This is a genomic window from Chryseobacterium sp. KLBC 52, from assembly GCF_003347605.1.
Taxonomy (GTDB): domain Bacteria; phylum Bacteroidota; class Bacteroidia; order Flavobacteriales; family Weeksellaceae; genus Chryseobacterium.
The window spans coordinates 164736-188852 of sequence record NZ_QDFZ01000006.1 but is presented as its reverse complement, the minus strand read 5'-3'; the positions used below and the strand labels follow the sequence as shown (position 1 = coordinate 188852).

27 protein-coding genes are annotated in these 24117 nt (G+C 37.0%); 17 read left to right on the top strand and 10 right to left on the bottom strand.

The features are described from left to right. Positions 1–79 precede the first annotated feature (79 nt). The 6 genes from DDF69_RS08475 (at position 80) to DDF69_RS08450 (ending at position 7097) form a co-directional block, all read left to right on the top strand. Positions 80–2074 carry a KUP/HAK/KT family potassium transporter gene (locus DDF69_RS08475; protein ID WP_114820402.1) on the top strand — a complete coding sequence of 665 codons (1995 nt, stop codon included), beginning with the start codon at positions 80–82 and terminating at the stop codon, positions 2072–2074. Positions 2075–2139: 65 nt separating this feature from the next. After that, positions 2140–2613 carry a Fur family transcriptional regulator gene (locus DDF69_RS08470; RefSeq protein ID WP_002976876.1) on the top strand — a complete coding sequence of 158 codons (474 nt, stop codon included), beginning with the start codon at positions 2140–2142 and terminating at the stop codon, positions 2611–2613. 3 nt (positions 2614–2616) lie between these two features. Beyond that, on the top strand, positions 2617–4356 hold the full coding sequence (locus DDF69_RS08465) for an OstA-like protein (protein ID WP_114820401.1): 1740 nt from the start codon (positions 2617–2619) through the stop codon (positions 4354–4356). A 96-nt stretch (positions 4357–4452) separates the two neighbouring features. Then, positions 4453–5628 carry an aspartate aminotransferase family protein gene (locus DDF69_RS08460; protein WP_114820474.1) on the top strand — a complete coding sequence of 392 codons (1176 nt, stop codon included), beginning with the start codon at positions 4453–4455 and terminating at the stop codon, positions 5626–5628. A gap of 188 nt (positions 5629–5816) precedes the next feature. Further along, positions 5817–6203, top strand: a complete 387-nt coding sequence (locus tag DDF69_RS08455; protein ID WP_034696870.1) for an START-like domain-containing protein — start codon at positions 5817–5819, stop codon at positions 6201–6203. A 78-nt stretch (positions 6204–6281) separates the two neighbouring features. Continuing rightward, a complete protein-coding gene (locus DDF69_RS08450) occupies positions 6282–7097 on the top strand; it encodes an aminotransferase class IV (protein ID WP_114820400.1) in 816 nt (271 codons plus the stop codon). A gap of 87 nt (positions 7098–7184) precedes the next feature. On the opposite strand, the gene DDF69_RS08445 is transcribed toward DDF69_RS08450, so the two are convergent. After that, positions 7185–7766, bottom strand: coding sequence for an N-acetylmuramoyl-L-alanine amidase (locus DDF69_RS08445; protein ID WP_114820399.1), 582 nt, complete (start codon positions 7764–7766; stop codon positions 7185–7187). A gap of 103 nt (positions 7767–7869) precedes the next feature. Beyond that, positions 7870–8418 (bottom strand): YqgE/AlgH family protein, encoded by a 549-nt coding sequence (locus tag DDF69_RS08440; RefSeq protein WP_114820398.1) that lies wholly within the window; start codon positions 8416–8418, stop codon positions 7870–7872. Positions 8419–8442: 24 nt separating this feature from the next. Between DDF69_RS08440 and pdxH the strand changes: the two genes are divergently transcribed. Further along, on the top strand, positions 8443–9084 hold the full coding sequence (gene pdxH / locus DDF69_RS08435; protein WP_114820397.1) for a pyridoxamine 5'-phosphate oxidase: 642 nt from the start codon (positions 8443–8445) through the stop codon (positions 9082–9084). Positions 9085–9556: 472 nt separating this feature from the next. On the opposite strand, the gene DDF69_RS08430 is transcribed toward pdxH, so the two are convergent. Next, positions 9557–9847 (bottom strand): HU family DNA-binding protein, encoded by a 291-nt coding sequence (locus DDF69_RS08430; RefSeq protein WP_002976900.1) that lies wholly within the window; start codon positions 9845–9847, stop codon positions 9557–9559. Positions 9848–10246: 399 nt separating this feature from the next. Between DDF69_RS08430 and panD the strand changes: the two genes are divergently transcribed. The 8 genes from panD to DDF69_RS08390 all read left to right on the top strand — a co-directional run bounded on the left by panD (position 10247) and on the right by DDF69_RS08390 (position 17670). After that, on the top strand, positions 10247–10597 hold the full coding sequence (gene panD / locus DDF69_RS08425; RefSeq protein WP_002976902.1) for an aspartate 1-decarboxylase: 351 nt from the start codon (positions 10247–10249) through the stop codon (positions 10595–10597). A 3-nt stretch (positions 10598–10600) separates the two neighbouring features. Further along, complete coding sequence (locus tag DDF69_RS08420; RefSeq protein ID WP_114820396.1) at positions 10601–11629, top strand: lysylphosphatidylglycerol synthase transmembrane domain-containing protein; 1029 nt, start codon at positions 10601–10603, stop codon at positions 11627–11629. Between the two features lie 178 nt (positions 11630–11807). Beyond that, positions 11808–12383, top strand: coding sequence for a TerD family protein (locus tag DDF69_RS08415; RefSeq protein WP_034698933.1), 576 nt, complete (start codon positions 11808–11810; stop codon positions 12381–12383). A gap of 30 nt (positions 12384–12413) precedes the next feature. Beyond that, on the top strand, positions 12414–13091 hold the full coding sequence (locus DDF69_RS08410; protein ID WP_034698935.1) for a TerD family protein: 678 nt from the start codon (positions 12414–12416) through the stop codon (positions 13089–13091). A gap of 86 nt (positions 13092–13177) precedes the next feature. After that, a complete protein-coding gene (locus DDF69_RS08405; RefSeq protein ID WP_114820395.1) occupies positions 13178–13816 on the top strand; it encodes a vWA domain-containing protein in 639 nt (212 codons plus the stop codon). Positions 13817–13833: 17 nt separating this feature from the next. After that, complete coding sequence (locus DDF69_RS08400; RefSeq protein ID WP_114820394.1) at positions 13834–14877, top strand: TerY-C metal binding domain-containing protein; 1044 nt, start codon at positions 13834–13836, stop codon at positions 14875–14877. Between the two features lie 50 nt (positions 14878–14927). Continuing rightward, a complete protein-coding gene (locus DDF69_RS08395) occupies positions 14928–16154 on the top strand; it encodes a PP2C family serine/threonine-protein phosphatase (protein WP_162800891.1) in 1227 nt (408 codons plus the stop codon). Positions 16155–16158: 4 nt separating this feature from the next. After that, complete coding sequence (locus tag DDF69_RS08390) at positions 16159–17670, top strand: helix-hairpin-helix domain-containing protein (protein ID WP_114820392.1); 1512 nt, start codon at positions 16159–16161, stop codon at positions 17668–17670. Positions 17671–17837: 167 nt separating this feature from the next. Here DDF69_RS08390 and DDF69_RS08385 read toward each other — a convergent pair whose 3' ends face one another. From DDF69_RS08385 to DDF69_RS08355, 7 genes are all read right to left on the bottom strand, one after another. Next, entirely contained in the window at positions 17838–18278 is a 441-nt protein-coding gene (locus tag DDF69_RS08385) for a GNAT family N-acetyltransferase (protein WP_114820391.1), read from the bottom strand. An 18-nt stretch (positions 18279–18296) separates the two neighbouring features. Continuing rightward, on the bottom strand, positions 18297–18818 hold the full coding sequence (locus tag DDF69_RS08380) for a 3'-5' exoribonuclease domain-containing protein (RefSeq protein WP_114820390.1): 522 nt from the start codon (positions 18816–18818) through the stop codon (positions 18297–18299). 204 nt (positions 18819–19022) lie between these two features. Further along, entirely contained in the window at positions 19023–20222 is a 1200-nt protein-coding gene (gene tyrS / locus DDF69_RS08375; protein ID WP_114820389.1) for a tyrosine--tRNA ligase, read from the bottom strand. A gap of 632 nt (positions 20223–20854) precedes the next feature. After that, complete coding sequence (locus DDF69_RS08370) at positions 20855–21442, bottom strand: NAD(P)H-dependent oxidoreductase (RefSeq protein ID WP_114820388.1); 588 nt, start codon at positions 21440–21442, stop codon at positions 20855–20857. Between the two features lie 75 nt (positions 21443–21517). Further along, positions 21518–22336 carry a helix-turn-helix domain-containing protein gene (locus tag DDF69_RS08365; RefSeq protein ID WP_114820387.1) on the bottom strand — a complete coding sequence of 273 codons (819 nt, stop codon included), beginning with the start codon at positions 22334–22336 and terminating at the stop codon, positions 21518–21520. An 11-nt stretch (positions 22337–22347) separates the two neighbouring features. Next, complete coding sequence (locus tag DDF69_RS08360) at positions 22348–22842, bottom strand: GNAT family N-acetyltransferase (protein ID WP_114820386.1); 495 nt, start codon at positions 22840–22842, stop codon at positions 22348–22350. Then, complete coding sequence (locus DDF69_RS08355; protein ID WP_114820385.1) at positions 22820–23440, bottom strand: TetR/AcrR family transcriptional regulator; 621 nt, start codon at positions 23438–23440, stop codon at positions 22820–22822. The genes DDF69_RS08360 and DDF69_RS08355 overlap by 23 nt, the downstream gene beginning before the upstream one ends. Before the next feature lie 99 nt (positions 23441–23539). Here DDF69_RS08355 and DDF69_RS22380 point away from each other — a divergent pair, with 99 nt between their 5' ends. Together DDF69_RS22380 and DDF69_RS08350 are read left to right on the top strand one after the other, a co-directional pair. Further along, on the top strand, positions 23540–23674 hold the full coding sequence (locus tag DDF69_RS22380) for a hypothetical protein (RefSeq protein WP_262510846.1): 135 nt from the start codon (positions 23540–23542) through the stop codon (positions 23672–23674). Continuing rightward, on the top strand, positions 23674–24048 hold the full coding sequence (locus DDF69_RS08350; protein ID WP_114820384.1) for a hypothetical protein: 375 nt from the start codon (positions 23674–23676) through the stop codon (positions 24046–24048). The genes DDF69_RS22380 and DDF69_RS08350 overlap by 1 nt, the downstream gene beginning before the upstream one ends. Positions 24049–24117: the final 69 nt, after the last annotated feature.

The window sequence follows — 24117 nt, the reverse complement described above, 5'->3', positions numbered from 1 at the left end:
TTTATTATATTCATGAAGAAAAATTCTTGACGTCATAAAATTAGTATAAATTTGCGCCTTTAAAATAAATTAAGCTGATATGGCAGAAGTTACAGAAGATGGCTACCACTTCGACATAAAGAAACTTTCCTTCATAGGAGTTTTAGTGTCTCTAGGAATTGTTTTTGGAGATATTGGTACCTCTCCGCTTTACGTAATGAAAGCAATTGTGAATGCAAGATCCCAGGGGAGCAATATGCCTTTCAATGAATACATAGAAGGAGCTCTTTCCTGTATTATCTGGACCCTTACTTTGCAGACCACAATCAAATATGTGATCATTGCTTTGAGAGCAGATAACAAAGGTGAAGGAGGTATTCTTGCTTTGTTTTCACTGGTAAGAAACCTTAAGAAAGGATGGTTGTACCTCATTGCAATCATCGGTGCCGCAGCCCTTATTGCGGATGGAGTTATTACCCCGTCACTGACGGTTATGTCAGCCATTGAAGGTCTTGAAATTTATAACCCGCACACTCCTGTGGTACCTATCACCATTGGAATTCTGATTGCCATTTTTGTAGTGCAGCAATTCGGAACCAGCTTTATCGGAAAGTTTTTTGGTCCGGTAATGGTAGTTTGGTTCTTAGTATTGGGAGGTTTGGGTGTAATGCATTTAAGCGAAAACTTTGAGATTTTAAGATCTTTCAATCCTTATTACGCTTATAAACTTATTGTCAACTCTCCGAGTGCTATTGTGATCTTAGGAGCTGTTTTCCTTTGTACAACCGGAGCAGAAGCCTTGTATTCCGATTTAGGACACTGTGGAGCCAAAAACATCAGAGTAAGCTGGGCATTCGTTAAAATTATGCTTATTCTGAACTATCTTGGTCAGGGAGCATGGCTTTTAACCAATTATAACAAACCTGGGTTTTCTGTAGTGAATCCTTTCTTTGGAATCATGGAAGAATGGATGATCATCCCGGGAGTAATTTTAGCAACAGCAGCGGCCATTATTGCCAGCCAGGCGTTAATTACCGGTTCTTTCACCATATTTTCAGAAGCAATGTCTCTTAACCTTTGGCCGAATCAGAAAATTGATTATCCTTCAGGGGTGAAAGGACAGATGTATATTCCAAGAATCAACTGGGGACTTCTTATCCTGTGTATCATTGTTGTTCTTCACTTCAGAGAATCCGGAAAAATGGAAGCCGCTTACGGACTTTCCATTACCGTAACGATGTTAATGACCACAGTTTTATTGGTATTCTGGCTATTGAAACACAGAGTAAGCAAGGTCTTGATTCTGGTGTTCGCAATGGTTTATATGGCTATCGAATTAGGTTTCTTCAGTGCCAACATCATCAAATTCATGGAAGGTGGATGGATCACTGTTGTATTAGCAGGTTCTATCGGAGTTTCTATGTATGCATGGTATAACGGAAGACTGATCAAAACAAGATTTATCCAGTTTGTGAAAATAGAAAAATATGTGTCTATTCTTAAAGACATGAAACTGGACGAAACCATTCCGAAATATGCTACCAATCTGGCTTACCTGAGCAGGGCAAAAAGAAATGATGAAGTGGAATCCAAAATTATCTATTCCATCATCAAAAAACAGCCGAAGAGAGCAGATCATTATTTCATCCTGAGCATCGTAAACCAGGAAGATCCATATACTTTCAGATATACTGTAGACGAGATTCTTCCGGGAACTGTCTATAAAATCAACTTCCTTTTAGGATTTAAAGTAGACCGAAGAATCAACGACTATTTTAATATGGTCCTTAAAGATTTAATGGCGGACGGAACCATTCCTTCAAGAAGCAGCCACCCATCTTTAAGAGCTCATGATATACCGCCGGATCTTAAGTATGTCATCATAGATAACACCTATATCAACGATATTCTTTTAACTGTTAAACAGAAGATTACTCTTAACATTTACAACTTTGTGAAATATATCGGAAGTGACGACTTTAAGGCTTGGGGAGTATCTTCACATAATGTAGAGGTAGAATCTGCACCGATCACAGAATTAACAGTTTATGATAATAAGATCGAGCAGTCCGGGTATTTCCGTCACAACTCGTAGCCACTCGTATTTAACCATACTATCTATTTAAATAAAATTCAATAAATTTGTAGATAATTTTTTTAATGGATACAATACAAAAAGAAAAAAATATAGCTTTGATCAAGGATGTTTTGAGAAACTACTTATTAGAAAAAGGTTTCAGAAACACACCTGAGAGATATACGATATTGGAAGAGATTTATAATATGGATCATCACTTTAATGTTGATGATCTGTATCTTCTGATGATGCAGAAAAAATATCATGTTTCCAAAGCAACTATTTACAACACGATTGAAATTTTCCTTGATGCAGGCTTAATCCGTAAGCATCAGTTCGGAGAAAAGACATTGACTTCTTCGTCTTATGAAAAGTCTTATTTTGACAAACAGCATGACCACCTGGTGATCTACAAAAAAGACTCTGATAAAGAGATTGAAGAAATTATTGAATTCTGTGACCCAAGAATCCAAGGAATCAAAGAAGCCATTGAAGAAGCATTTGGCGTAAAAATTGATTCTCATTCGCTATATTTCTATGGCACTAAGAATGACTAATTAATGAGAATAGCCCTTTTTCTGTTACTCTTTATTTCTACGCTCAACTTTGCGCAGGATAAAACTCCTGTGAAGAGAGATCCTTATTTGCAGGCTCCTTCACCGGCTCAGCCTAAACAGGTAAGACCTGAAGATAAAGTAAAGATCATCCACGCGGACGAAATCAAGAAAGATCCTGAAAAATACGACGGAAATCAATATTTTACCGGCCATGTTCAGATAGAACATCAGGGATCTATTCTTACTGCGGACGAAGTAGTGCTGTATAATGAAGAGAACTTTGTAAAAGCAATAGGCAATACAAGACTTCAAAATACAGACGGCTCTGTAATCACAGCAGGAGAAATGGAATATGATGCCAATACCCAGAAAGGTGTTGCCAGAAAAAATGTGGTTTTAACAGATCCAAAGCAAACCATAAAAACAGATATTCTGTATTATGACAGGCTGGCTAATCAGGCTTATTTTAATACGGGTGGAACAATTTCGGACGGCCAGAATGTAACCTACGCCAAAGTAGGAACCTATTTCCTCAATACAAGAGTGGTGGATCTTACTGGAAATGTAAAAATTGAAACCCCTCAGTATACCATAGAAGGACCCAATATCAAGCAGAATCAGAATACAAAAATTGCTGATTTTCTAGGTCCTACAACCATTACCAGCAAAACCAATCCAAGAAACAGAATCTATACCGAAAAAGGAACCTATAAAATGGATTCCAAGGAGGCTTTTCTAACCAAAAACTCCAGAATCTTTTACAATGAGAAAATTCTTACCGGTGATGATATGTATTATAATCAGATCTCAGGATTCGGTAAAGCAACAGGAAATGTAACCCTTGATGATCCTATAGAAAAAAGATATATAAAAGGAGGTTATGGAGAAATCTTTGAGAAAAAAGATTCTGCCATGATGACGAAAAATCCTTATGCTGTAAAAGTAATGGAAAAAGACTCCATTTATTTTGCCGCAGAAAAAATTATCTCTTATCAAAGACCGGATACATTAGATATCAAAGTGAAGAAAAGCTATCTGAGAGCTTTCAAAAAAGCCCGTATCTATAAATCCAATGCACAGGGTAGAGCAGATTCCATTGCCTTCAATGAAACAGACGGAATCATGCATATGTATACCAACCCGATTCTTTGGAGTGGTGAAAAGCAGGTTACCGGAGATAAAGTGGAAGCTTACTTCAATACCAAGACAGAAGATATTGACTCCTTAAAAGTAATAGGAAATGCTTTTGCGATCAGTAAAGTAGATTCACTTACCCTGAAAGATGAGTTCAACCAGGTGAAAGGAAAATTCATGACGGTGTACTACGAGAAAAATGCGATTAAAGAAGCAAGAGTCGTTGGAAACGCTCAGTCTATTGTGTATGTTGATGATACTGATCAGGAAACCAAAAAACCGGAAAGAATAGGAATTACGCTTTCTACCTGTGGAATTATCGGAGCATTGTTTGAAGAAAGAGCTTTACAGATTATTTCATGCAGTATCGGTGCTGCTTCAGATACTTATCCGATGAGCATGATAGAACCTTCGAAAAGGAAATTCCCGGATTTCAACTGGAATACCAAAGACAGGATCCGAAAATGGCAGGATATCCTTGTAGACAGTCCAAACAACGAAGAAATACAATATACAGCGGATAGCGAATTGTTTGATAAAGCGCAGAAAGCAATTGATGACGAAAAGGCTAAAGAAGAAGCTAAAAAACCTAAACGTACCAGAAAATAATAGAAAAGACCAGTAATCACTGGTCTTTTTTGTGGATTAATTTTAACGTTTAATGAATCTTTTATAGCTTTGCTGAAATTTTTGGAGACAATGGAAATGCATAAAGATTTTTTTATATATCAGGCTCAAACCACCAAATTTGCTGCCGGCTTTGAAGTGGAGAAAGCAGTAGGAAGCTACATTTATGGAACAGACGGAAAAAGATATCTTGACTTTGTAGCAGGAGTTTCTGCCAATACGCTGGGACATTCACATCCTAAAGTTGTGGATGCTATCAAAGAGCAGACGGATAAATACCTTCACGTAATGGTGTATGGTGAATATGCACAGGAAAAGCCTGTAGCACTATGCAAATTGCTTGCTGAAGCTACTCCGGATCCACTGGAAGTTACTTACCTTGTGAATAGCGGGGCAGAAGCTATTGACGGAAGCTTAAAGCTGGCTAAAAGATATACCGGAAGAGAAGAAATAGTTTCCTTTAAAAATTCTTACCATGGAAATACTCATGGGGCTTTGAGTGTTTCAGGAAATGAAACTCACAAGAGAGAATTCCGTCCCTTATTACCAATGGTTTCTTTTATTGAATTTAACAATGAAGAAGACTTTGATAAAATAACAGAGAAGACGGCTTGTGTTATCCTTGAGACCATTCAGGGAGCAGCAGGCTTTCTGGTTCCAAATAACGACTATCTGATCAAATTAAAAAGAAGATGTGAAGAAGTAGGAGCACTTTTAATTCTGGACGAAATACAGCCCGGATTTGGAAGAACAGGAAAGTTATTCTCTTTTGAACATTTTGGGATTGTTCCGGATATTCTTGTGATGGGTAAAGGAATGGGAGGTGGAGTTCCGGTAGGAGCTTTTATGAGTTCCAGAGAAATTATGGAAACGCTTTCACACTCACCAAAACTTGGTCATATTACTACTTTTGGAGGAAATCCACTCATTGCAGCGGCAAGTTATGCTACATTGAAAGAAGTGCTGGAAAGCGGTTTAATGAAAGAAGTAGAAGAAAAGGAGAAGTTATTCAGAGAACTTTTGGTTCATCCTAAAATCAAAAATATCAACGGTAAAGGGTTGATGCTTGCTGTGAACTTAGGAACGCCCGGATATACGCTGGAAGTTGCCAAAAAATGTATGGAAAGAGGGCTTATTGTTTTCTGGCAGCTGTACAGAAATGAATACCTGAGAATCTCTCCACCGCTTACATTATCTCTGGAAGAAATCAGAGAAGGATGTCAGATTATTCTTGATATATTAAATGAAAATTAAAGATAAAATCTCTCCCGAAAGGAGAGATTTTTTTATGTTTTGCATGGTAGTTTTTAGCTTTAAAACATAACATCACGGAGATTTAAATCCAGTGATAAATATCATGCAGATTCTATAAAAAAGTAATTGTTTTTTTGCGTAATAAAAAAATTAATTTATATATTGCGGGACGATAAAACAAAGATTATATGGCGAAACATAAAGTCCATTACGAATTTCCAATGCACTGTTTATCAGAGATTTTATATGAATATCTGGCGACTGCAGAGGGATTGTCTGAATGGTTTGCGGATGAGGTAACAGAGAAAGGCGATGATTTCTTTTTTAGCTGGGGTGGAGGACCTGCTGAGAAGGCCACTTTGATCAGATATAAGCCTGAAGGTTTCGTGCGTTTCAGATGGGAAGAAGATGAAGGAACAAAAAATTTCTTTGAAATGACAATCACAATTGATGATATTACAGAAGATCTTGCTTTAAATATTACAGATTTCTGTGAAGAAGGTGATGAAGAGGAAAATGCAATGTATTGGGAAAATCTTATCGAAAACCTGAGAATAAAACTAGGTGCGGCATAATACCGGGCTATATGAAATGATAAAACTGATGAACGATTTATCGTTCATTATTTTTTTGTAAATAAATCACATCAAAAATTGGAAAATCAATATTTTACATCAGACGAGTTAAATGTAAAGAACAGAGCTTTTCTTTGGGGAGACTCAGTAAAAGTATCTTTCTTTGTAAGAAATGGTGGATTGATCATGGACGAAGAATGCTATTTTTTCCTGATGGCTTCCATGAGAAAGATGAGACTGAATATTCCTTTGACTTACACCCTGGAGTTTTTCCAGACCCTTTTTCACAAAGAAATCATTGAAGGTAAAGGAGTAAAGAACGGAATTATCAATTTCCAGGTGTTCAGAAATAATGATGGAGTAACATTGGCAAAATCTTCCGTTTCCTATTTTTACGAAGTAAAGGAAATGGCAGATGTGCTAGCAGTTCATCAAAGACCTTTGGAATTGGATTTGATTAAAGAAATTAACGTCAATAACAACCTTTTGAGCAATATCAGGGTTCACTGTCCGGAAAATATTTATGGAGTGATCTATGCCCAGGAAAATGACCTTGATGATGTGATTCTTCTGAATCCCAACAAAAGAATAGCGCGTACCACTGCCGGAAATCTTCTTTTTTTAGAAGGTGACGTGATCAAAGTACCCAAACAGACAGAAGGAGCTTACATTTCTCCTTTGATGGAAAACTTTGTTACTTTTTTACATAAAAATAATCTTGCTGATATCCAGGAACACGAGATTATCGCATTTGAATCCCAGAAAGCTGAAGAAATTTTAATGATTTCTGACGAGAAAGGTATATTTTCTGTAGGTAAGATAAGAAACAAGACTTTTGAAACTTCCCGTTTCTCCGAACTGGTAGAAAGCTGGAAAAAAAGTTTTAATTCATAAAAATTGACAAACCCGGTAAACAACAAAGTTCCAGAAGTCCTTTACCGGGTTTTATTCTGAGTAAATCAGAAATTGTTTTTTTTATATTTAGTATTCGTTGATAATCTCAACAAATTTCTGTGCGATTTCTTTCTGTCCCTTTTCACTGGTAATATAATTCCTGTTGTCAGAATTATTAATGAAGCCAAGTTCTACCAATACAGCAGGAGCTTTAGTTTCTCTTAGCATGTGAAGATTGCTCTCTGATATTTTACGGGCATGGAATTTCTTATAAATTTTTCCGGCCAGTTCCTTTGAAACATCAGAATTCTGAACGTATACTTCAAATCCGTTATCAGATCTTTCTTTTTCAGGTGAACTGTTCACGTGAAGGGAAATCACCATTTCAGGACTCAGCTTATTAATCTGCTCTGTTCTTTCGGCAAGAGTTGGATAGCTGTCGGAGTCCCTCGTTAAAATAACTTCATATTTGTCCTGGCTTTCATTGATCTTCCGGATTTCCTTAGCAATACTCAATGCAATATTTTTTTCCAGAATTTCACCATAAGTGGCCCCAAAATCATTTCCGCCATGTCCGGCATCGATGACAATATATTTTTTGTTGACAGGAGTAAATGATAAAAAAGCTGTAGAAAATATTGATAAAGCAAGTAATGTAATACCTTTCATATCAGTGATTTTAGTTTTCCAAAGAACGGAAAAACTTTCTTTAAAATTGGTTAAGAGAATCTTAAAGTTTGTTAATTATCAGGATGATACGAGAAATATACTTTTAGTTCAGTGAAATATCTTCAGGAGAATTGGCCCAGAGAAGAAATTCTCCACCAAGATTCTGCATGATAGACTTCCAAAGGGTCTGATCATTGGGAAGCGTATAGTCAAGATTATAAACATCCACTACCGTCCACATTTTTCTCTGAACCTCGGTATCCAGCTGATTGGAAGACCATCCGGAATATCCTGAAAATATTTTGATATGGTTAATGTCCAGTTCACTGCTTAAAACTGCATTAATAATACGTTCTATGTCTTCTGTAAGATAGTATTCATCAGTGATGTCTGTATAGATCTCTGTAACTCTTTTGCCCTTTACAATGAAAAATACCTTGTCGTTTTCTACAGGCCCTCCATCATATACCTCAATTTTAAAGTCAAAAAAATCTTTGAATTTGCTACTCATCTGGCTGTTCTTTTTATTCAATATCAAACCAAATGCACCACTTTCATTATGTTCAATAACCAATACTACCGATCTGGAAAAAATATCGCCGGAAATGTCAGGTGTCGAGATTAATATTTTACCTTTGTATGAGTGATTCATACTCAAATTTAATAAAAAATATTTATGGAAAACCTGCACGACAAAAGAAAAGTGTACGAGAAATCCCAACTTATTGAAAGTGAGATAAAACAAAATCCAATTGAGCAGTTTAGAGACTGGTTTCTGGAGGCAAGTGAAAGCCCGATGATCTCAGAAGCTAATGCTATGGCGGTTTCTACAGTAGAAGAAGATGGGTGTCCAAGAACAAGAATGGTGCTTCTTAAAGCATATACCCATGAAGGATTTATTTTTTATACCAATTATAACAGCAGAAAAGGAAAAGCAATAGAAAGCAATCATAAAGCCTGTCTGCATTTTTTCTGGCCTAATCTTGAAAGGCAGATCATTATCAAAGCAGATCTTGAAAAGGTAGCAGAAAACCTTAGTGACGGCTATTTTCATTCAAGACCGAAAGGTAGCCAGCTGGGTGCCGTAGTTTCTCCGCAAAGCCAGGTGATCCCCAACAAAGAGTTTTTGGAAGAAAAATTGAAAGAACTGGAAAAGAAGTATGAAAATACGGAAGTCCCAAGACCTGCCAATTGGGGCGGATACCTGGCAAAACCTTATGAAATTGAATTCTGGCAGGGAAGACCCAACCGTCTTCATGACAGGATTATTTATCAGTTAGAAGATCTTGACTGGAAAATTTCAAGACTGGCTCCGTAATGGGATAATGAGGAGTTAGAAGTGGCGGTTTTTACTATGAGACAAACCACTTGAAAATATAAATTTGTAATATCAATAGAAGCGGGCTTTAGCCCGCTTATTTTTATGATGCATAATGATAGAGGCTTCAGCCAAAACTTATTCAGTTTAAGCAGAATAATGACAACATATGCTGTATTGTATTAACTTTTAAGTTTTGGCTGAAGCCGTGGGAATTGATATTTATTTTTAAACGGGCTAAAGCCCGTTCCTATTGAATAATGTCTTTTTTCAAATGTAATAGATTCTTTTTATGGCTGGATTTATCAATAGAGGCGGGTTTTAACCCGCTTATTTTATGATGGAGGCTTCAGCCAAAACTTAATAATTCTTACCTGCTTAAAACTTCTTAATGGTTTAATTCTCTATCATCTTTAAAATAAAAAAAGGGCGGTTTCTAAGAAACAGCCCTGAATTTTTGTAATCTGAATGATTATTTTTTCTTAGCACCTGAAACTGCATTTGATAAATCAGCTCCAGCTTTGAATTTAGCAACTTTTTTAGCAGCAATTTTGATTGGTTTTTTAGTTGCAGGGTTAATACCTTGTCTAGCCGCTCTCTCAGCTACTGAGAAAGTACCGAAACCTACTAAAGAAACTTTTCCATCTTTTTTCTTTAAAGTAGTTGTAACGTTACCAATGAAAGATTCTAAAGCAGCTTTTGCTGCAACTTTAGTGATACCTGCATCTTTTGCGATTGCGTCGATTAATTCAGACTTGTTCATAATTTTTAATATTAAAGTTAGTTCGTAATTATAGCAAATATAGTACTATTTTCTAATTGTGCAATTTTTTTATTAAAACTTGTAAAAATTTTTTACTTTTCACTGAAATCAGTTAAAATATGATAATTCCACTTTTCACAGAAAATCTACGTTACAGGTTACTAAAATCATGCCAAATGCTTATGTGTATTGACTTTAGCAAAAAGTTAATATTATTTTTCGTATTTATTAAATCCTAAATTGTGTACAAACAATTAATTTTTTTGACCATATGATTGTTAAATCTCTAAGTAATTTTTAAATTTCTTATGTTTTGTGAAATTAAACCCCTGTGTTTGTGGGAGTTTTAAAATGTTAATAAAGAACTGTTTTATTAATTTTTATTAATAAATTTGCAGCATGTTAATAGAAGTTTTCAAGTCTAAGATTCATAGGGTGAGAGTAACTGCCTCTGACCTTAATTATATAGGGAGTATAACGATCGATGAAGATCTTATAGAAGCTGCCGGTCTGGTAGTGGGAGAAAGGGTCTATATCGTGAATGTGAACAACGGAGAACGTTTTGATACCTACGTGATCAAAGGGAAAAGAAAATCAGGGGAAGTATGTCTGAATGGTCCTGCAGCAAGAAAAGTACAGAAAGATGATATCATCATTATCATTGCTTATGCTCAGATGACTCCGGAGGAAGCAAAAGACTTCCAGCCGAAGATCGTTTTCCCGGATGAAAAAACAAACCTTCTTACGTAGTACATGGAGAAAACATCAAAAAGTCCCGTAAAATCAATACTTACAATAGTAATATCGCTTGCTTTTGCAGGCTTTTTTTTATGGCTTGCTTTAAGGGGGTTAGATTTTAAAGTCATTCAGAAGTCACTGGCAAAAGCGAATTATATCTGGGTATTGTTTGCTTCTGTATTTGGTCTTCTGGCTTACTGGTTCAGGGCGATCCGATGGAATCTGATGCTGGAACCAATGGAACACAGAATTTCAAATTCCAATGCACTTTGGTCCATATCATTCGGATATCTGATGAATCTTACCATCCCGAGAAGTGGAGAAGTAGCGAGAGCGACAGCTTTATATGGTGTAGAAAAAGTACCGGTGGACAAATCCTTCGGGACAATCATTTTAGAAAGGGTGGTGGATCTTATTTGTATGATGGGATTTTTAGGGCTGACATTATTGTTTAAATATGATGCAATTCTGTCATTCTATAAAAATTCTGGAGTCAATATCAACCCTACTAAAATAATATTGATCCTTTCCATTCTGATAATAGGAACAGTCTTATTTTTTGTATTTAGAAAGAAACTGGCAGAAGTTCCGTTTTTAGGGAAAGTAGTCAACTTTATTGATGGTATTTTTCAAGGGATCACTTCCATTTTTAAATTAAAAGAAAAAGGAAAATTCATCCTTTATACGTTAGGAATCTGGATTTGCTATTATTTAGCTGCCTATCTTGTGTGCTTTGCACTTCCTGAAACTTCAGCATTTACCTTTGCAGATGGTTTCTTCATTATTGTAGTAGGAACTTTAGGAATGATTATTCCTGCCAGTGGAGGAATCGGTGCGTATAACCTTGCCATGAAGTATGGTTTTATGGCGCTATTCATTTCAGTAGGAAAAAGTGCAGATTTCGGAGGTGAAATGGGGCTTACCTATTCCTTTATTTCTTTACCGCTGCAGATTGTCATTATGCTGGTGATGGGATTAATTTCCATTCCTATGCTCGCAAAAGCAAGAAACAGTGCTGTTTCGGATAAAGAATTTGAAAATTAATTCAACATATACTTATACTATGCAAGGTTCAATTTTTTAATTGGACCTTTTTTATGACCTTTTTTGACTTAAATAGTTTTAATTAAGCGGTATAGGGCATTTTTTTATCAAATAAATTTGGTCAATTCGTAAATCACTTCTATCTTAATGCGAAAAATAATTCATAATATAAAACACTATGGCAATTAATCTACAGAAAGGACAAAAGATCGAGATAGGATTAACGAAAATGACGATTGGATTAGGCTGGGATCCGAATGAAGGAACCGGCTATGATTTTGACCTGGATGCTTCTGCAATCATGATTGATTCTGACAGAAAATTGGTAAGCGAAGAATACTTCGTTTTTTACAATAACCTGAATTCTCCGGATGGAGCGCTTACCCATACAGGAGATGACCCGAGTGGTAAAAACAGTGATGGTGACGATGATGAAGCTATTATTATAGATCTTGATAAAGTAGACTCAAGAGTAGAAGAGATTCTTTTCGTGGTCACCATTGAAGACTTTGAAAGAAGAAGACAGAATTTCGGACAGGTAAGAAACTCTTATATCAGGGTTGTGGATAATCATTCCAACCAGGAAATTGCAAAATATGAACTGGATGAAGATTTCTCTATTGAAACAGGAGTGGAGTTCGGAAGACTGTACAAAAGAAACGGAAGCTGGAAATTTGAAGCTTCAGGAATAGGATACAGAGCAGATTTAGGCTTCTTCCTTGAAAAATACTACAAAGGACAAATCATCAAATAAAATCATCAAATACACAAAAAAACTATAACTATGGCAATTAATTTACAGAAAGGACAAACGATAGATTTAAGAAAGAATGACCGTGGAGAAAGCGTTTATGATCTTTCAAAAGTAACCATCGGTTTAGGATGGGATGTAAGAAAACAAAGCAGTGGATTCTTTGGGAAACTGTTCAGCAAGGAAGCAGAATATGATCTTGACGCTGTCGCATTTCTTTTAGATGGCAACGGAAAAGTAGCCAATCTGGGAAGAACGGTACAGACCAATGACGGAAGACAGATGGGACTTTACCAGGGAGATGTGGTTTTCTTCAACTCCATGCAGCATCCAAGCGGAAATGTATGGCTTACCGGAGACAACAGAACCGGAGCAGGAGATGGAGATGATGAACAGATCATTGTAAGACTGGATCAGCTGGATCAGAGCTACCAGAAGATTGTGTTCATTGTTACCATTTATCAGGGAAGAACCAATAATCAGCACTTCGGAATGATCGAAAATGCATTTATCCGTGCGGTAGATGCTTCAGGAAAAGAAATTACAAAATACAGCCTTTCCGGTGATTCAAGTATGAATGGTAAATGTGCAATGGTTTTTGCAGAAGCATACCGTCACAATGGCGACTGGAAATTCCGTGCTGTAGGTGAGCCGCATAATACAGATAACTTTATCGATATTCTGAGACAGCAGTACGCTTATTCCAACTAAAATTTAAATTTTTTTCAACTCAAATATAAGCCGGCTTGGAAGTCTCCGACTCCCTCCGCCGGCTTCAGAATTAATACTTGTCTATAATGAGCAGGAGATTATTAGCTTATTTTTTATTAGATACTTCGGGGTCTATGAACGGAGAACCTATTCAGGCTCTGAACAATGGTTTCAATGGCCTTATCAGTATGCTTCGTGCGGATCCGCAGGCGATGGACAGCTTGCATTTAAGTGTTATTACCTTTGATAGAGAAGTTAAGAATATTATACCCTTAAGAGATCTTGCAAGCTTTTATCCCATGGAGATTACTTGTCCGGACAGTGGCCCTACGCATACAGGAGCTGCGTTGGAAATGGTTTCGGAACTGGTTCAGAGGGAAATTGTAAAAGAATCGGCCGATGCAAAAGGAGACTGGCAGCCGTTACTGTTTATATTTACTGATGGAAAACCTTCGGATATTCAGAAGTACAGGCAGATGATCCCTGTGATCAGAGGACTGGAATTTGGGGCTATCGTAGGATGTGCAGCAGGATCGAAAGCAGATGAGCAGTTTTTGAAAGAACTGACCGATCATGTGGTAAAACTGGATACTACAGATGCCATTACCCTTTCTTCCTTTTTCAAATGGGTGAGCTCCTCCATTACACAAGGAGGACAATCTCAGAATACAGGAGAAAATATCACATTACCTCCGCCACCATCGGAGCTAAATATTATTATTTAAAAAATTGTCTTTATACCATGAGAAGACTGCCTATTTATTTTTTAGTAGATATCTCCGAATCTATGGTAGGAGAGCCTATTGAGCAGGTACAGGAAGGTATCGCCAATATCATCAGGGATTTAAAAAAAGATCCTTATTCACTGGAAACCGTTTACATTTCTGTGATAGGTTTTGCAGGAGAAGCGGAAGTGATTACTCCGATGCAGGATATTATCAGTTTTTATCCGCCAAAAATCCCGATCGGAAGCGGAACGTCACTGTCCCAGGGATTAATCAAAGTAATGGATTGTATCGACAGGGATATTGTGAAAACAACGTATGAAAGAAAAGGCGACTGGAAACCTATCGTCTTCCTTTTTACAGATGGTGTTCCCACTGATGATGCCACCAAAGCCATTGAAAGATGGAATACCAAATACAACGGGAAATCCAATACGATTGCTGTGTCTATTGGAGAAAATACCAATTATAAACTTCTCGGATCTCTGGCAGATAATGTTTTACTGTTCAATAATTCTGATGAAAATTCTTACAAAGAGTTTTTCAAATGGGTAACGGATTCTATTAAAACTACCAGCCAGAGTGTCACAGAAGCAAAAAAAGAAGGAATTAATTTGTCTAAAATTGATTCCATGATTCTTGAGAAAGTAGATCCTGAAATGGAACAGAGATTTCCTGATAATAACTTTGTCGTACTGAATGGAAAATGTCAGGAAACGGAAAAGCTTTATCTGATGAAATTCAAAAAAACATTTGCCGAATCCAGTATACCGGGAATGGCTACAAGATATTACAGATTGGACGGAGCGTATAAAATTGATGAAAAAGCCTACTACAGACTTTCCTCCAATCAGAAAACGCACCTTAAAATCAATATCGAAGAACTGGACGGAGGAACTTCATGCCCGCACTGTGCCAATCCCATTGCATTAGCTACCTGCTCGTGTGGAGGAATTCACTGCCTGAGAGGAGAAGGATACAGCAAATGTCCTTGGTGTGGAACTTCCGATTATTATGGATTCTCCGGGGGAGGATTTGATATTAACAGAACTTTGGGATAATGATGGGGAAATTTTTCAGGAAATCAAGGGATGAATCCAAACCGAAAACTATGGAACAAGATCTTATCTTTAAAGAAAAAGAAGAATTCAAAGACGTTCATTGGGTGTTGAAAAATGCCAGTGCCAGACAGTTCTATGAGTTCAGTTTCGATATGGAAGAGTTTCCCAATATTAAGATTCAGAAAATCGGAAACCTGGAAGAAACAGGACTCACTTTTGAAAATGATACCATTTCAGGAATTCCGGTAACGAATAATATGTATCATCTGGATGTTCAGTTTTATCACATTCACGATCAGAATCAGACGGAAACCAAGAAAATACAGCTTTTCGTCAACGCAGATCCCAAAGACTTATGGAAGAATATTCCAAGTGATACAAACGCTGCTTTTTATAAATCGGAAGAAGACTCATACAAAGGTTCTTTTTCAGACAAAAAAATTGTTGTAGCTTCCAAAAGAGGACGTTCTCACGCGCATGAAGGCAAATTTCGTGAAGATGATTTCGCAGTAAATACGCTTCCTGAAGGTTGGAATATTATTTCTGTTTCAGATGGAGCAGGTTCAGCAAAGGCAGCCAGAGAAGGTTCAAGACTGGCAACCACAACGATCAACCAGTTTTTTAACTCACAGGAGATTTTAGACCAGATTGAAAATAACATCAATGTTTTATATATCAATCAGTTTTCTGATGAAGAACAATTGAAAGCCAAGCAGGATATCATCAATATCTTATCGGAAAGTGTCTTACATGTTTATCACACATTAGAAAAAACAGCGGCAGAAAATGCCCTTTCTATCAATGATCTGCATACAACACTTATTTTTACTTTGCTTAAAAAGTTCAGTTTCGGATATATTATTCTGAGCTTTGGAGTGGGAGACTGTCCGATCAATCTGATTAATACAGACTTTTCTGAAGTAAAATTGTTAAACCGGATGGATGTGGGAGAGTTTGGCGGTGGCACTCGTTTTATCACCATGAAAGAAATTTTCAACGATACAATGGCTTCCCGTTTTCAGATCACCCGTGTACAAGATTTTTCTTATCTCGTGCTGATGACAGATGGTATTTATGATCCTAAGTTTACCACAGAAAATAAACTGGAAGATACAGAAAGCTGGAAAGCACTTTTTGAAGACCTTGCCGGAAATAATGATGACCGGACGAAAGCAGATTTTATCAACGATGAAAAAATTGATGAAGAACTTCTCATCTGGAGCGATTTCTGGAGCAGAGGAAATCATGATGACCGTACATTGGCCATAATCTATTAATACCATGAAAAAGACCATTAAGGTTGTTTCTGTTCTGGACACAGCCAAATCCTATGAATATGTAGATGAAAATCCTATCCGGGGCGGAGTGAAAGATGTTTATTTTTCGCCCGATAAAGACTATGTAGTCGCTTTCTACCGGAATCCGCTGGATGAAGGACAGAAAGAAAGAATTATGAGGATTGTTTCCACTTATCTGCAAAGTATACAGAATGGAAATACTTCAGACTACTTTCTGAACGAAATATTCAGATGGCCTTATGATATTGTTGAAAGAAACAAGCTCACAGGAATTGTAGTTCCTGTGTATCACCAAAAATTTTATTTTGCAAAGGGATATATCGGTTCAGATAATATCCAGGGACAGGATAAAGTGGGGAAGTGGTTTACCGCTCCCATGTTCAGGAATCAGCAGTATCCGTTGAGACTGGATCAGTCAGAATTGGGAGATTGGCTGAGCTATTTCCAGATTGCAGTCAATATCAGCAGAGGTGTGAAAAAACTGCATCAGATGGGGTTGGCACACTCAGATTTGTCTTATAACAATATTTTGGTAGATCCCGTTACAAAATCTGCTTGTATCATCGATATTGACGGTCTTGTGGTTCCCAAACTTTTTCCACCGGAAGTGATAGGAACTGCCGACTTCATTGCGCCCGAAGTGTTGAAAACCCAACATTTGAAACTTCAGGATCCGGACAGATATTTACCCAATCAAAAAACAGATCTGCATGCTCTTGCCGTTCTGATTTATATGTATCTGTTGAGAAGGCATCCGCTGCGTGGAGGAAAAATCTGGGATCTGGATTCTGAACAGGACGAAATTTTATCAATGGGAGAAAAAGCCATGTTTGTAGAACATCCGGAAAATAATTCCAACCATGTAAAGTCCGATCATCTTAGAAAATGGGATGCATTCTGGGGAGACCCTCAAAAGATTCCGTATACCGTTACAGGTCCATATATTTCAGAATTGTTCCGAAAGACATTCATTGACGGATTGCATGATCCTATCAGACGTCCCACCGCTAACGAATGGGAAGCTGCCTTGTTGAAAACCGTAGATCTGATACAACCTTGCCAGAATTCCAATTGTACCGAAAAATGGTATGTTTTTGATAATTCCAGCAATCCAAAATGCCCGTTCTGCGGAACACCTCATCAGGGAACACTGCCGGTATTAGATCTGTATTTCAGGTTTGATGATGGGGTATGGAAACCGGAAAACCATAGATTAATGGTGTATCATAATCAGTATCTGTTCAAATGGCATGTTTCCCGAAAAGTAATACGAAACGAAAATCTGACGATGCAGGATAAAATGCCTGTGGGATATTTTACATTCCATCAGGGAAAATGGGTTCTTGTGAATCAGGGATTATCCGGTATGAAGGATGTCACAGAACAAAAAGAAATTCCACCAGGTTCTATGGTAGAACTCACGGATGGTAAAAAAATCCTGCTTTCCTCAGAAGAAGGCGGAAGACTAATCTACGTAACTATGGCGAATCAGTAAAGATTAACGGATAATCAAGGCTTGTTTGCGTAGTGTCATTCTGAATGGAATGAAATGTAATGAAGAATCTCATATGGCTGAGATTCTTCCTTCGTCAGAATGACAAAAGTCAAATTATTTGATCAAAGGAAACATTCAACGGCATTAGCGAAAATTTAAAAAATCATTTACTGTTTTTCCGTTTCCATAAAATAAGAATACTGATCCTCATCTACAATTCTGAATCCAAGACTTTGATAAAGATGTTGTGCTTTATTTGTTTTCAAAACACTTAATGATAGTGTTTTTCCAGCTAATGACGCTTCTTCTAAAATATCAGACAAAATCCTTTTTCCAAGCCCTTTGCCCTGTTGACTGGGGTCAATCTGAAGCTGCAGTACCTCAATATTCGTAAACGTTCTATCTACTTTTAACAGTCCGATGGGCTGATCGTTTAAAAAAATAATATTGGCTTTTTCAAACTGATACAAAACTCTTTGAAGAGTTGTTTCTCTGTCTGTAGAAAGCCCGGAACTTTCATAATGAGGATTCATGGTTTTCATTCTGAGATTGAGAAGAAAATCAATGTCAGTTTCATCAGCTTGTTTGTAATGCAGATCAGGATTCATATTCAAAAATTAGAGTTCTTACTTTAATGCAATTTTTAGTCCCATTTCTTCTTTCATGTGCAATAAAACTTCGGCATTTCCTCTGGCATCGTCTACCGGATTGTGCGTGTGTTCCGTTTTGCGGAGATGCTTCCATTGGGCAAAAGTATCTTTTTCCAGTCCGCAGTACAGATCAGAAAGTCTTCGGGAAGAAAAGCCAAAAGGATTCCTTCCGATAAAATGATGAAAATACCAGCAGATAAACATCCAGTCGAAACCGTTATTATCACTGATAAATATGGGTCTGCCTTTGGAATGGGTTTTAATCCAGTCTTCAAAGGCCAGCATTACGGTTTCAGGATCGTCAAAACTCATTGTTTCTTCTCTACTGAAGCCTGAAACAGCTAATGCATCAGGATTGAACTTCTCAGAAACAGGCTTTAATTTTCCATAAAAAGTAGTGTCCAGTTCCTCATTCACGAGGACTGCTCCGAAACAGACCATAGAAAAATCCCCGGGAATCGGGCCGTCCGACTCTATGTCAACCATGATGTAGCTCATTGGAAATAGTTTTTAACAGGACGAAGATATTGAAATAAGCTGAGAGATGGAAGATGGAAGCGGGAGGAAGAAAGCTGGAAGTGACTTTTTGTTTTATAAATAACTTCTGTGTTTTTAAATCAATGAATATTTTTAAAAATATCTCAATTAAAAAGCTTCATAAGTTCATTGCCTAACAAAACTTCCATCCTCCATCTTCCTGCCTTACACCAGCTCAAAAAATCCCCTTCTCCCGATTTTTATTTTCGTTTGAGGGATCAGTTCCATTTCTTCATTTGAGTCCGTTATTTTGATTGTATTGATCTGAACGCCTCCATTCTCAATTAATCTCCGGATGGCCGATTTGCTGAGGTCATTTTTAAGTTGATGACACAGTTCAACGAGGGAAATTCTGTTCTCTATACTTTTCAATGAACCGATAGCCACAGGTTCATACACTTTCTCTTCAAAATTTTTATTCTGAAACTGGTTGATAAAAAACTGTTCTGCATTTTCCGCTGAAGCAGGATCGTGGTATTGGCTGATAATATTCTTGGCAATCAGTTTCTTAATATTCATTGGATTTTCCCCTTCTTGTATTCTGGAAAAAAGTGCTGTTTTTTCTTCAATAGAAAAATCTGTAGTCAGGTTGATAAATTCTTCAATCAAAGCATCCGGAATAGACATAGTTTTCCCAAACATTTCATTGGGTTCGTCCGTCAATCCAATAATATTGTTTAGAGATTTGCTCATTTTTTCCTTTCCGTCAAGCCCTCTCAGCAATGGCATACACATGACAATCTGAGCAGGCATTTGATGTACTTCCTGAAGCTGCCTTCCCATGGTACAGTTGAAGAGCTGATCCGTACCACCCATTTCAATATCACATGCTATTTTTACAGAATCAAAACCCTGAAGAATCGGGTAAACCAGTTCATGCATGGCAATAGGCGTATTTTCTGTGAATCTTTTATTAAAATCATTCCGGTGCATCAATTGAGCCACGGTCACTTTTGAAAGCAGTTGGATGACCTGAGAAAAATCAAGAGCATCCAGCCAGTCGGAATTGAAAACAATCTTCGTCTTCTCTACATCAATTACCTTGGAAAGCTGATTGATATAAGTCTGGGCATTATGCTGAACATCTTCAGCACTTAAAGGTTTTCTGGCTTTATTTTTTCCGGTGGGATCGCCAATTCTTGCCGTAAAGCTTCCTACAACAATAATGATCTGATGGCCCAGATCCTGAAACTGTTTCAGTTTTTTTAAGACCACTGCATGGCCCAGATGCAGATCCGGAGCGGTGGGATCAAATCCCAGTTTGATGGAAAGTTTTCTGTTTTCCTTTTCGGCTTGGGCCAGTTTTTCTTTCAGGCCGTTTTCCGGCAGGATGATAGCCACATTTTCTTGTAATGGATGAATCATGTTGAATAGTTTTAAAATGAAAAAAGCCCGGACAGGTACTGTCCGGGCTCTATATACACGTTAGATTATTTTATTGGATTACAGATATAGAAAGTCTTCCCGAACGATAGCTCGGTGCATAATATTCACTGAAGAATGGAAGACGTAATATACTGTTCAGATGTTTCATTGTGGGGTAAATATACAGGGATTCCCTGAAGATCCAATATTTAAACCATTAAGACGCATTGTAGGGTTATAACAAGATTTGTTTTAAAAGAAAAACTTAACCATCCATCAATCTTAATGGCTTAAAATAATGGTTCAAAACAATTTTACTTGCGGTTTTTGAAGCTAATTTCATGCCATAAATCCCTTAAAAATAAAATACAGGATAAAGATGTAAAAACAGTATTTTATTATTTTCTTAGTTATTTTATAAGAAGTCCGAAAAACAGGGAGGATCTTCCGGTTTTCAGTTTGCGGTTTCATGGAAAAAAATTAATAATTTAAGGTAATTATATACAATTTTACACTAATCATGATATTAAATTATGATGACTCTGTCACTCTTAATGTAATGAAGAATCTAAGCTTTACATGAGATTCTTCCTTCGTCAGAATGACAACGGTATAAAATTGTATATAACCACCTAATTTAATACATAATCAGAGTATAGATTTCTAATCTGCTCTTTCCAGTTTTCCAGATTTTCGGGAGAAGCTTTATCTGCTTTATCAAAAAATAAATGTCTGATAATTTCCAGTCCGGAGTAGATGAAAATACCATGATCCGAAGTTAGGGTAAGGGCTTTATCCATCCCTGTTTTTTCATATTCTTCATGAGATTTTCCATGGGTATTGATAATTAAAGTCTTTTTACCTTTCAGAAGCCCTTTCTGTATGCCCTGGTCATAACGGTAAGCAAAACCATAACTGAACACACGGTCTATATATCCTTTCATCATCGCGGGAAGACCTGTCCACCAGATAGGGTAGATAAAAGTAATCTGCTCTGCCCATACAATATGTTCCTGTTCCGTTTTTACATCATCTGATATTGTTCCCATACGCTGTCCCTGCATATCTTCCAAAGAAAGTACAGGATCGAAACCGATGTTGTAAAGATCCCTCACAATAATCTCCTCGTTACGGGATTGAAGGGTTTCAACAACAGTGTTTAAAAGATGATGATTTAAGCTGTTTTCATTAGGATGCGCGTAAATGATTAAATGTCTCATTGTTTTGATTGTTAAGATTAATGAGACAAATGTAGTGTGACCTGCTTTTCAAAAATTGTAAGAAAACGAAACGGACTATTTCGATTTTGGATTACAGATCTCCTGTTGGAATTTTAAATACTGAGCGGGAGAAATGTTGATAAAATGCTTGAAATCATGGATGAGCTGGCTCTGATCATAGTAACCACATTCATCGATGATGGTAAACCATTTGACCTGATTTTGTTTTTCAGTTTCTTTTTCGATGAGTTGTATTGCTTTTAAAAAGCGGTTGTAACGGGTTAGCTCTTTTAAGGAATATCCGAACTGTTCTTTCTGCTTTCGCTGGATGTTTCTTTCCGTCTGATGGGTTTGCTCTGCAATGACTTTCACCGGATTTAAAAGATCGTTTTCAAAATTGCTCAAAAGCTGGCTGGTGATATCCCGATCCTGCAGATATGGTTTACAGAATTCAAGAATGTGATTTACCTGTTCTGCGGTTGAGTTTAATCGGGTAAGCTGATGCCAAAGTTCTGTAAAACAATTGTCTTCCAGCAATTCATCCGGATGTCTTACCAATTGTTCAATGGATATTTTTCCAAAAAATCTGAAAAATGCATCATCTTTGAAATTAGCAACCAGAATAGAGCAGCCAACAGGAAGTGTATATTCAAAGGCTTGTCTTACAGGTCCGAAGTTCATACATTTATCAACATGTATCATTGTCTTTTCACGGGTGGACATCGTCGCGTTTTCTCCAAAACAAAATAACAGAATCATCTGATAAGTAGGTAAAAGCGTTTTGGTAATGGAGGTTTCAGAAGTATTTTCAGCAAAATAGAAATGAGTAAATACACTTTCAAATTCCTGTGGAACTGAAATTCTGTACTCGTTATACTCCGGCTGTAATTCCATAGGTCTGAAAGTTAAGAGATGAGGTGTTTTGCCATTTTATAATTAATCAAAGCAACTCCTTTTACATAGACTGTTTGTTCCTGAATCACCTGAAAACCTGTTTTTTCAAAAAAGGATCTGGCCGTTTTACTGACATCAGCGGTAAGTTCTTTCTCATTATTCAGCAAAGCTTTTTTCTCAATCTGTTGGTAAAGCAAGGTTGCAATTCCTCTATGCTGAAAATCCTTGTGTACGAAAAGCAGATCAATATACTTTCCCTGATCGAGCGTACAGAAACCTGCGATCTTATTCTCTTTGACAGCAACCAAAACATATTGCTCTTTAATGACTTTCACCCATCTTTCCCTATTTTCGGCACCGGATTTCCAGGCTTCGAGCTGTTGTAGATCATAATCTTTTTTGCACACTTCATCTATTGTTGCCGTAAACAGCTGCAGCATTTCCGGAAGATCATCGTAAATTCCTTTTCTGAGGATGATATGATTATCTGATGTATTGCTGTTCATAAAGTTTTTGCTGTTCTTTATTGAGAAGTGGGTAGAAAAGATTCATCTGCAGAAGGGTATAATGCTGAATGGCTTCTTTCGGACTGAGTTTCAAAATAAGCCTGTTATGGGTAAGCCAGTTGTCGGCAATGATGAAAATCTGCTCAACAAGACCATCTATAATAAAATGAGGTACATCTTTCACAAATATATTGTTCTTCTGAAGATCTGAAAAGATCATTTGAAATTCCTCTTTTCTGCTGAAATTAATCCCTTCATAATTGGCTTTGATGTCCGGATTCCGGTTCAGAATATCTATAAAATTAATAAATATAAAACGGTAAGAATAAAAAATTTCACAGGTAGAATAGGTAAACTGATAAAGGTCGTCCAGGCTTTTATTTTCCTTTTTTTTCATCTGGTTCAGCAGTTCATCCATTTCCAGGGTAAGCTCTGAGAAAAGGATTGTAATAATGTCTTCAGAGTGCTTGAAATGATAGTGCAGGTTTCCCGCACTGATGTGAAGTTCGGCCGCAATATGCCTTGTGGTAATATTGTTGTACCCTTTATCATTAAATAATTCCAGTGCTTTAGACAGAATTTTATCCTTGGTCTTCATAACCCAAAGATAAGAATATCAATGGGGATATAAATCATATTTTTAAAATTAGAACAATTGTTCTAATTTAATATCTTTGCAGTATCAAATCTTATGACAATGGAAGGTAAACAGAAATTCAATTACGAGTTGGCGGAGAGTACTGACAAAGAAAGTAAAACAGATCATCAGGAAGTTATATCAAAAATACTGCAGGTCATTCTCGGAGTAATAATGGCTGTTTTGCATATGTGATGAAAAAAAGAATTTCCTTTTGGTTCCTGCTGGGACTTGCAGCATGGGCACTTATTATTCTGCTGAGAAGAAACGGAATTATTATTCCCGTTATCAATGACCATTTTACAGATTGTATTACAATTCCCATGTATGGTTATCTGATAGAATATATCATGAATGGGATTCTCGGCTATCAATGGAAACCTGATTTGAAGTTTGTATTGACCTCAGTGCTGTATCTCTCTTTTTTATTTGAAGTGCTCTGCCCAAAACTATCAACTCATTTTACCGGAGATTTTTTTGATGTGCTGGCTTATGTTGCAGGAGGAGTGGGGTATTATCTTTTTGCAGTAAAGCAGATACATAAAAAAGCCAGCAGTTTCACATCGTAAAAGGAGACTGCCGGCTGTGTTATAGTTTTTATCCTGGTTCAATAATTATTTTTACTGCATTTTGAGCAG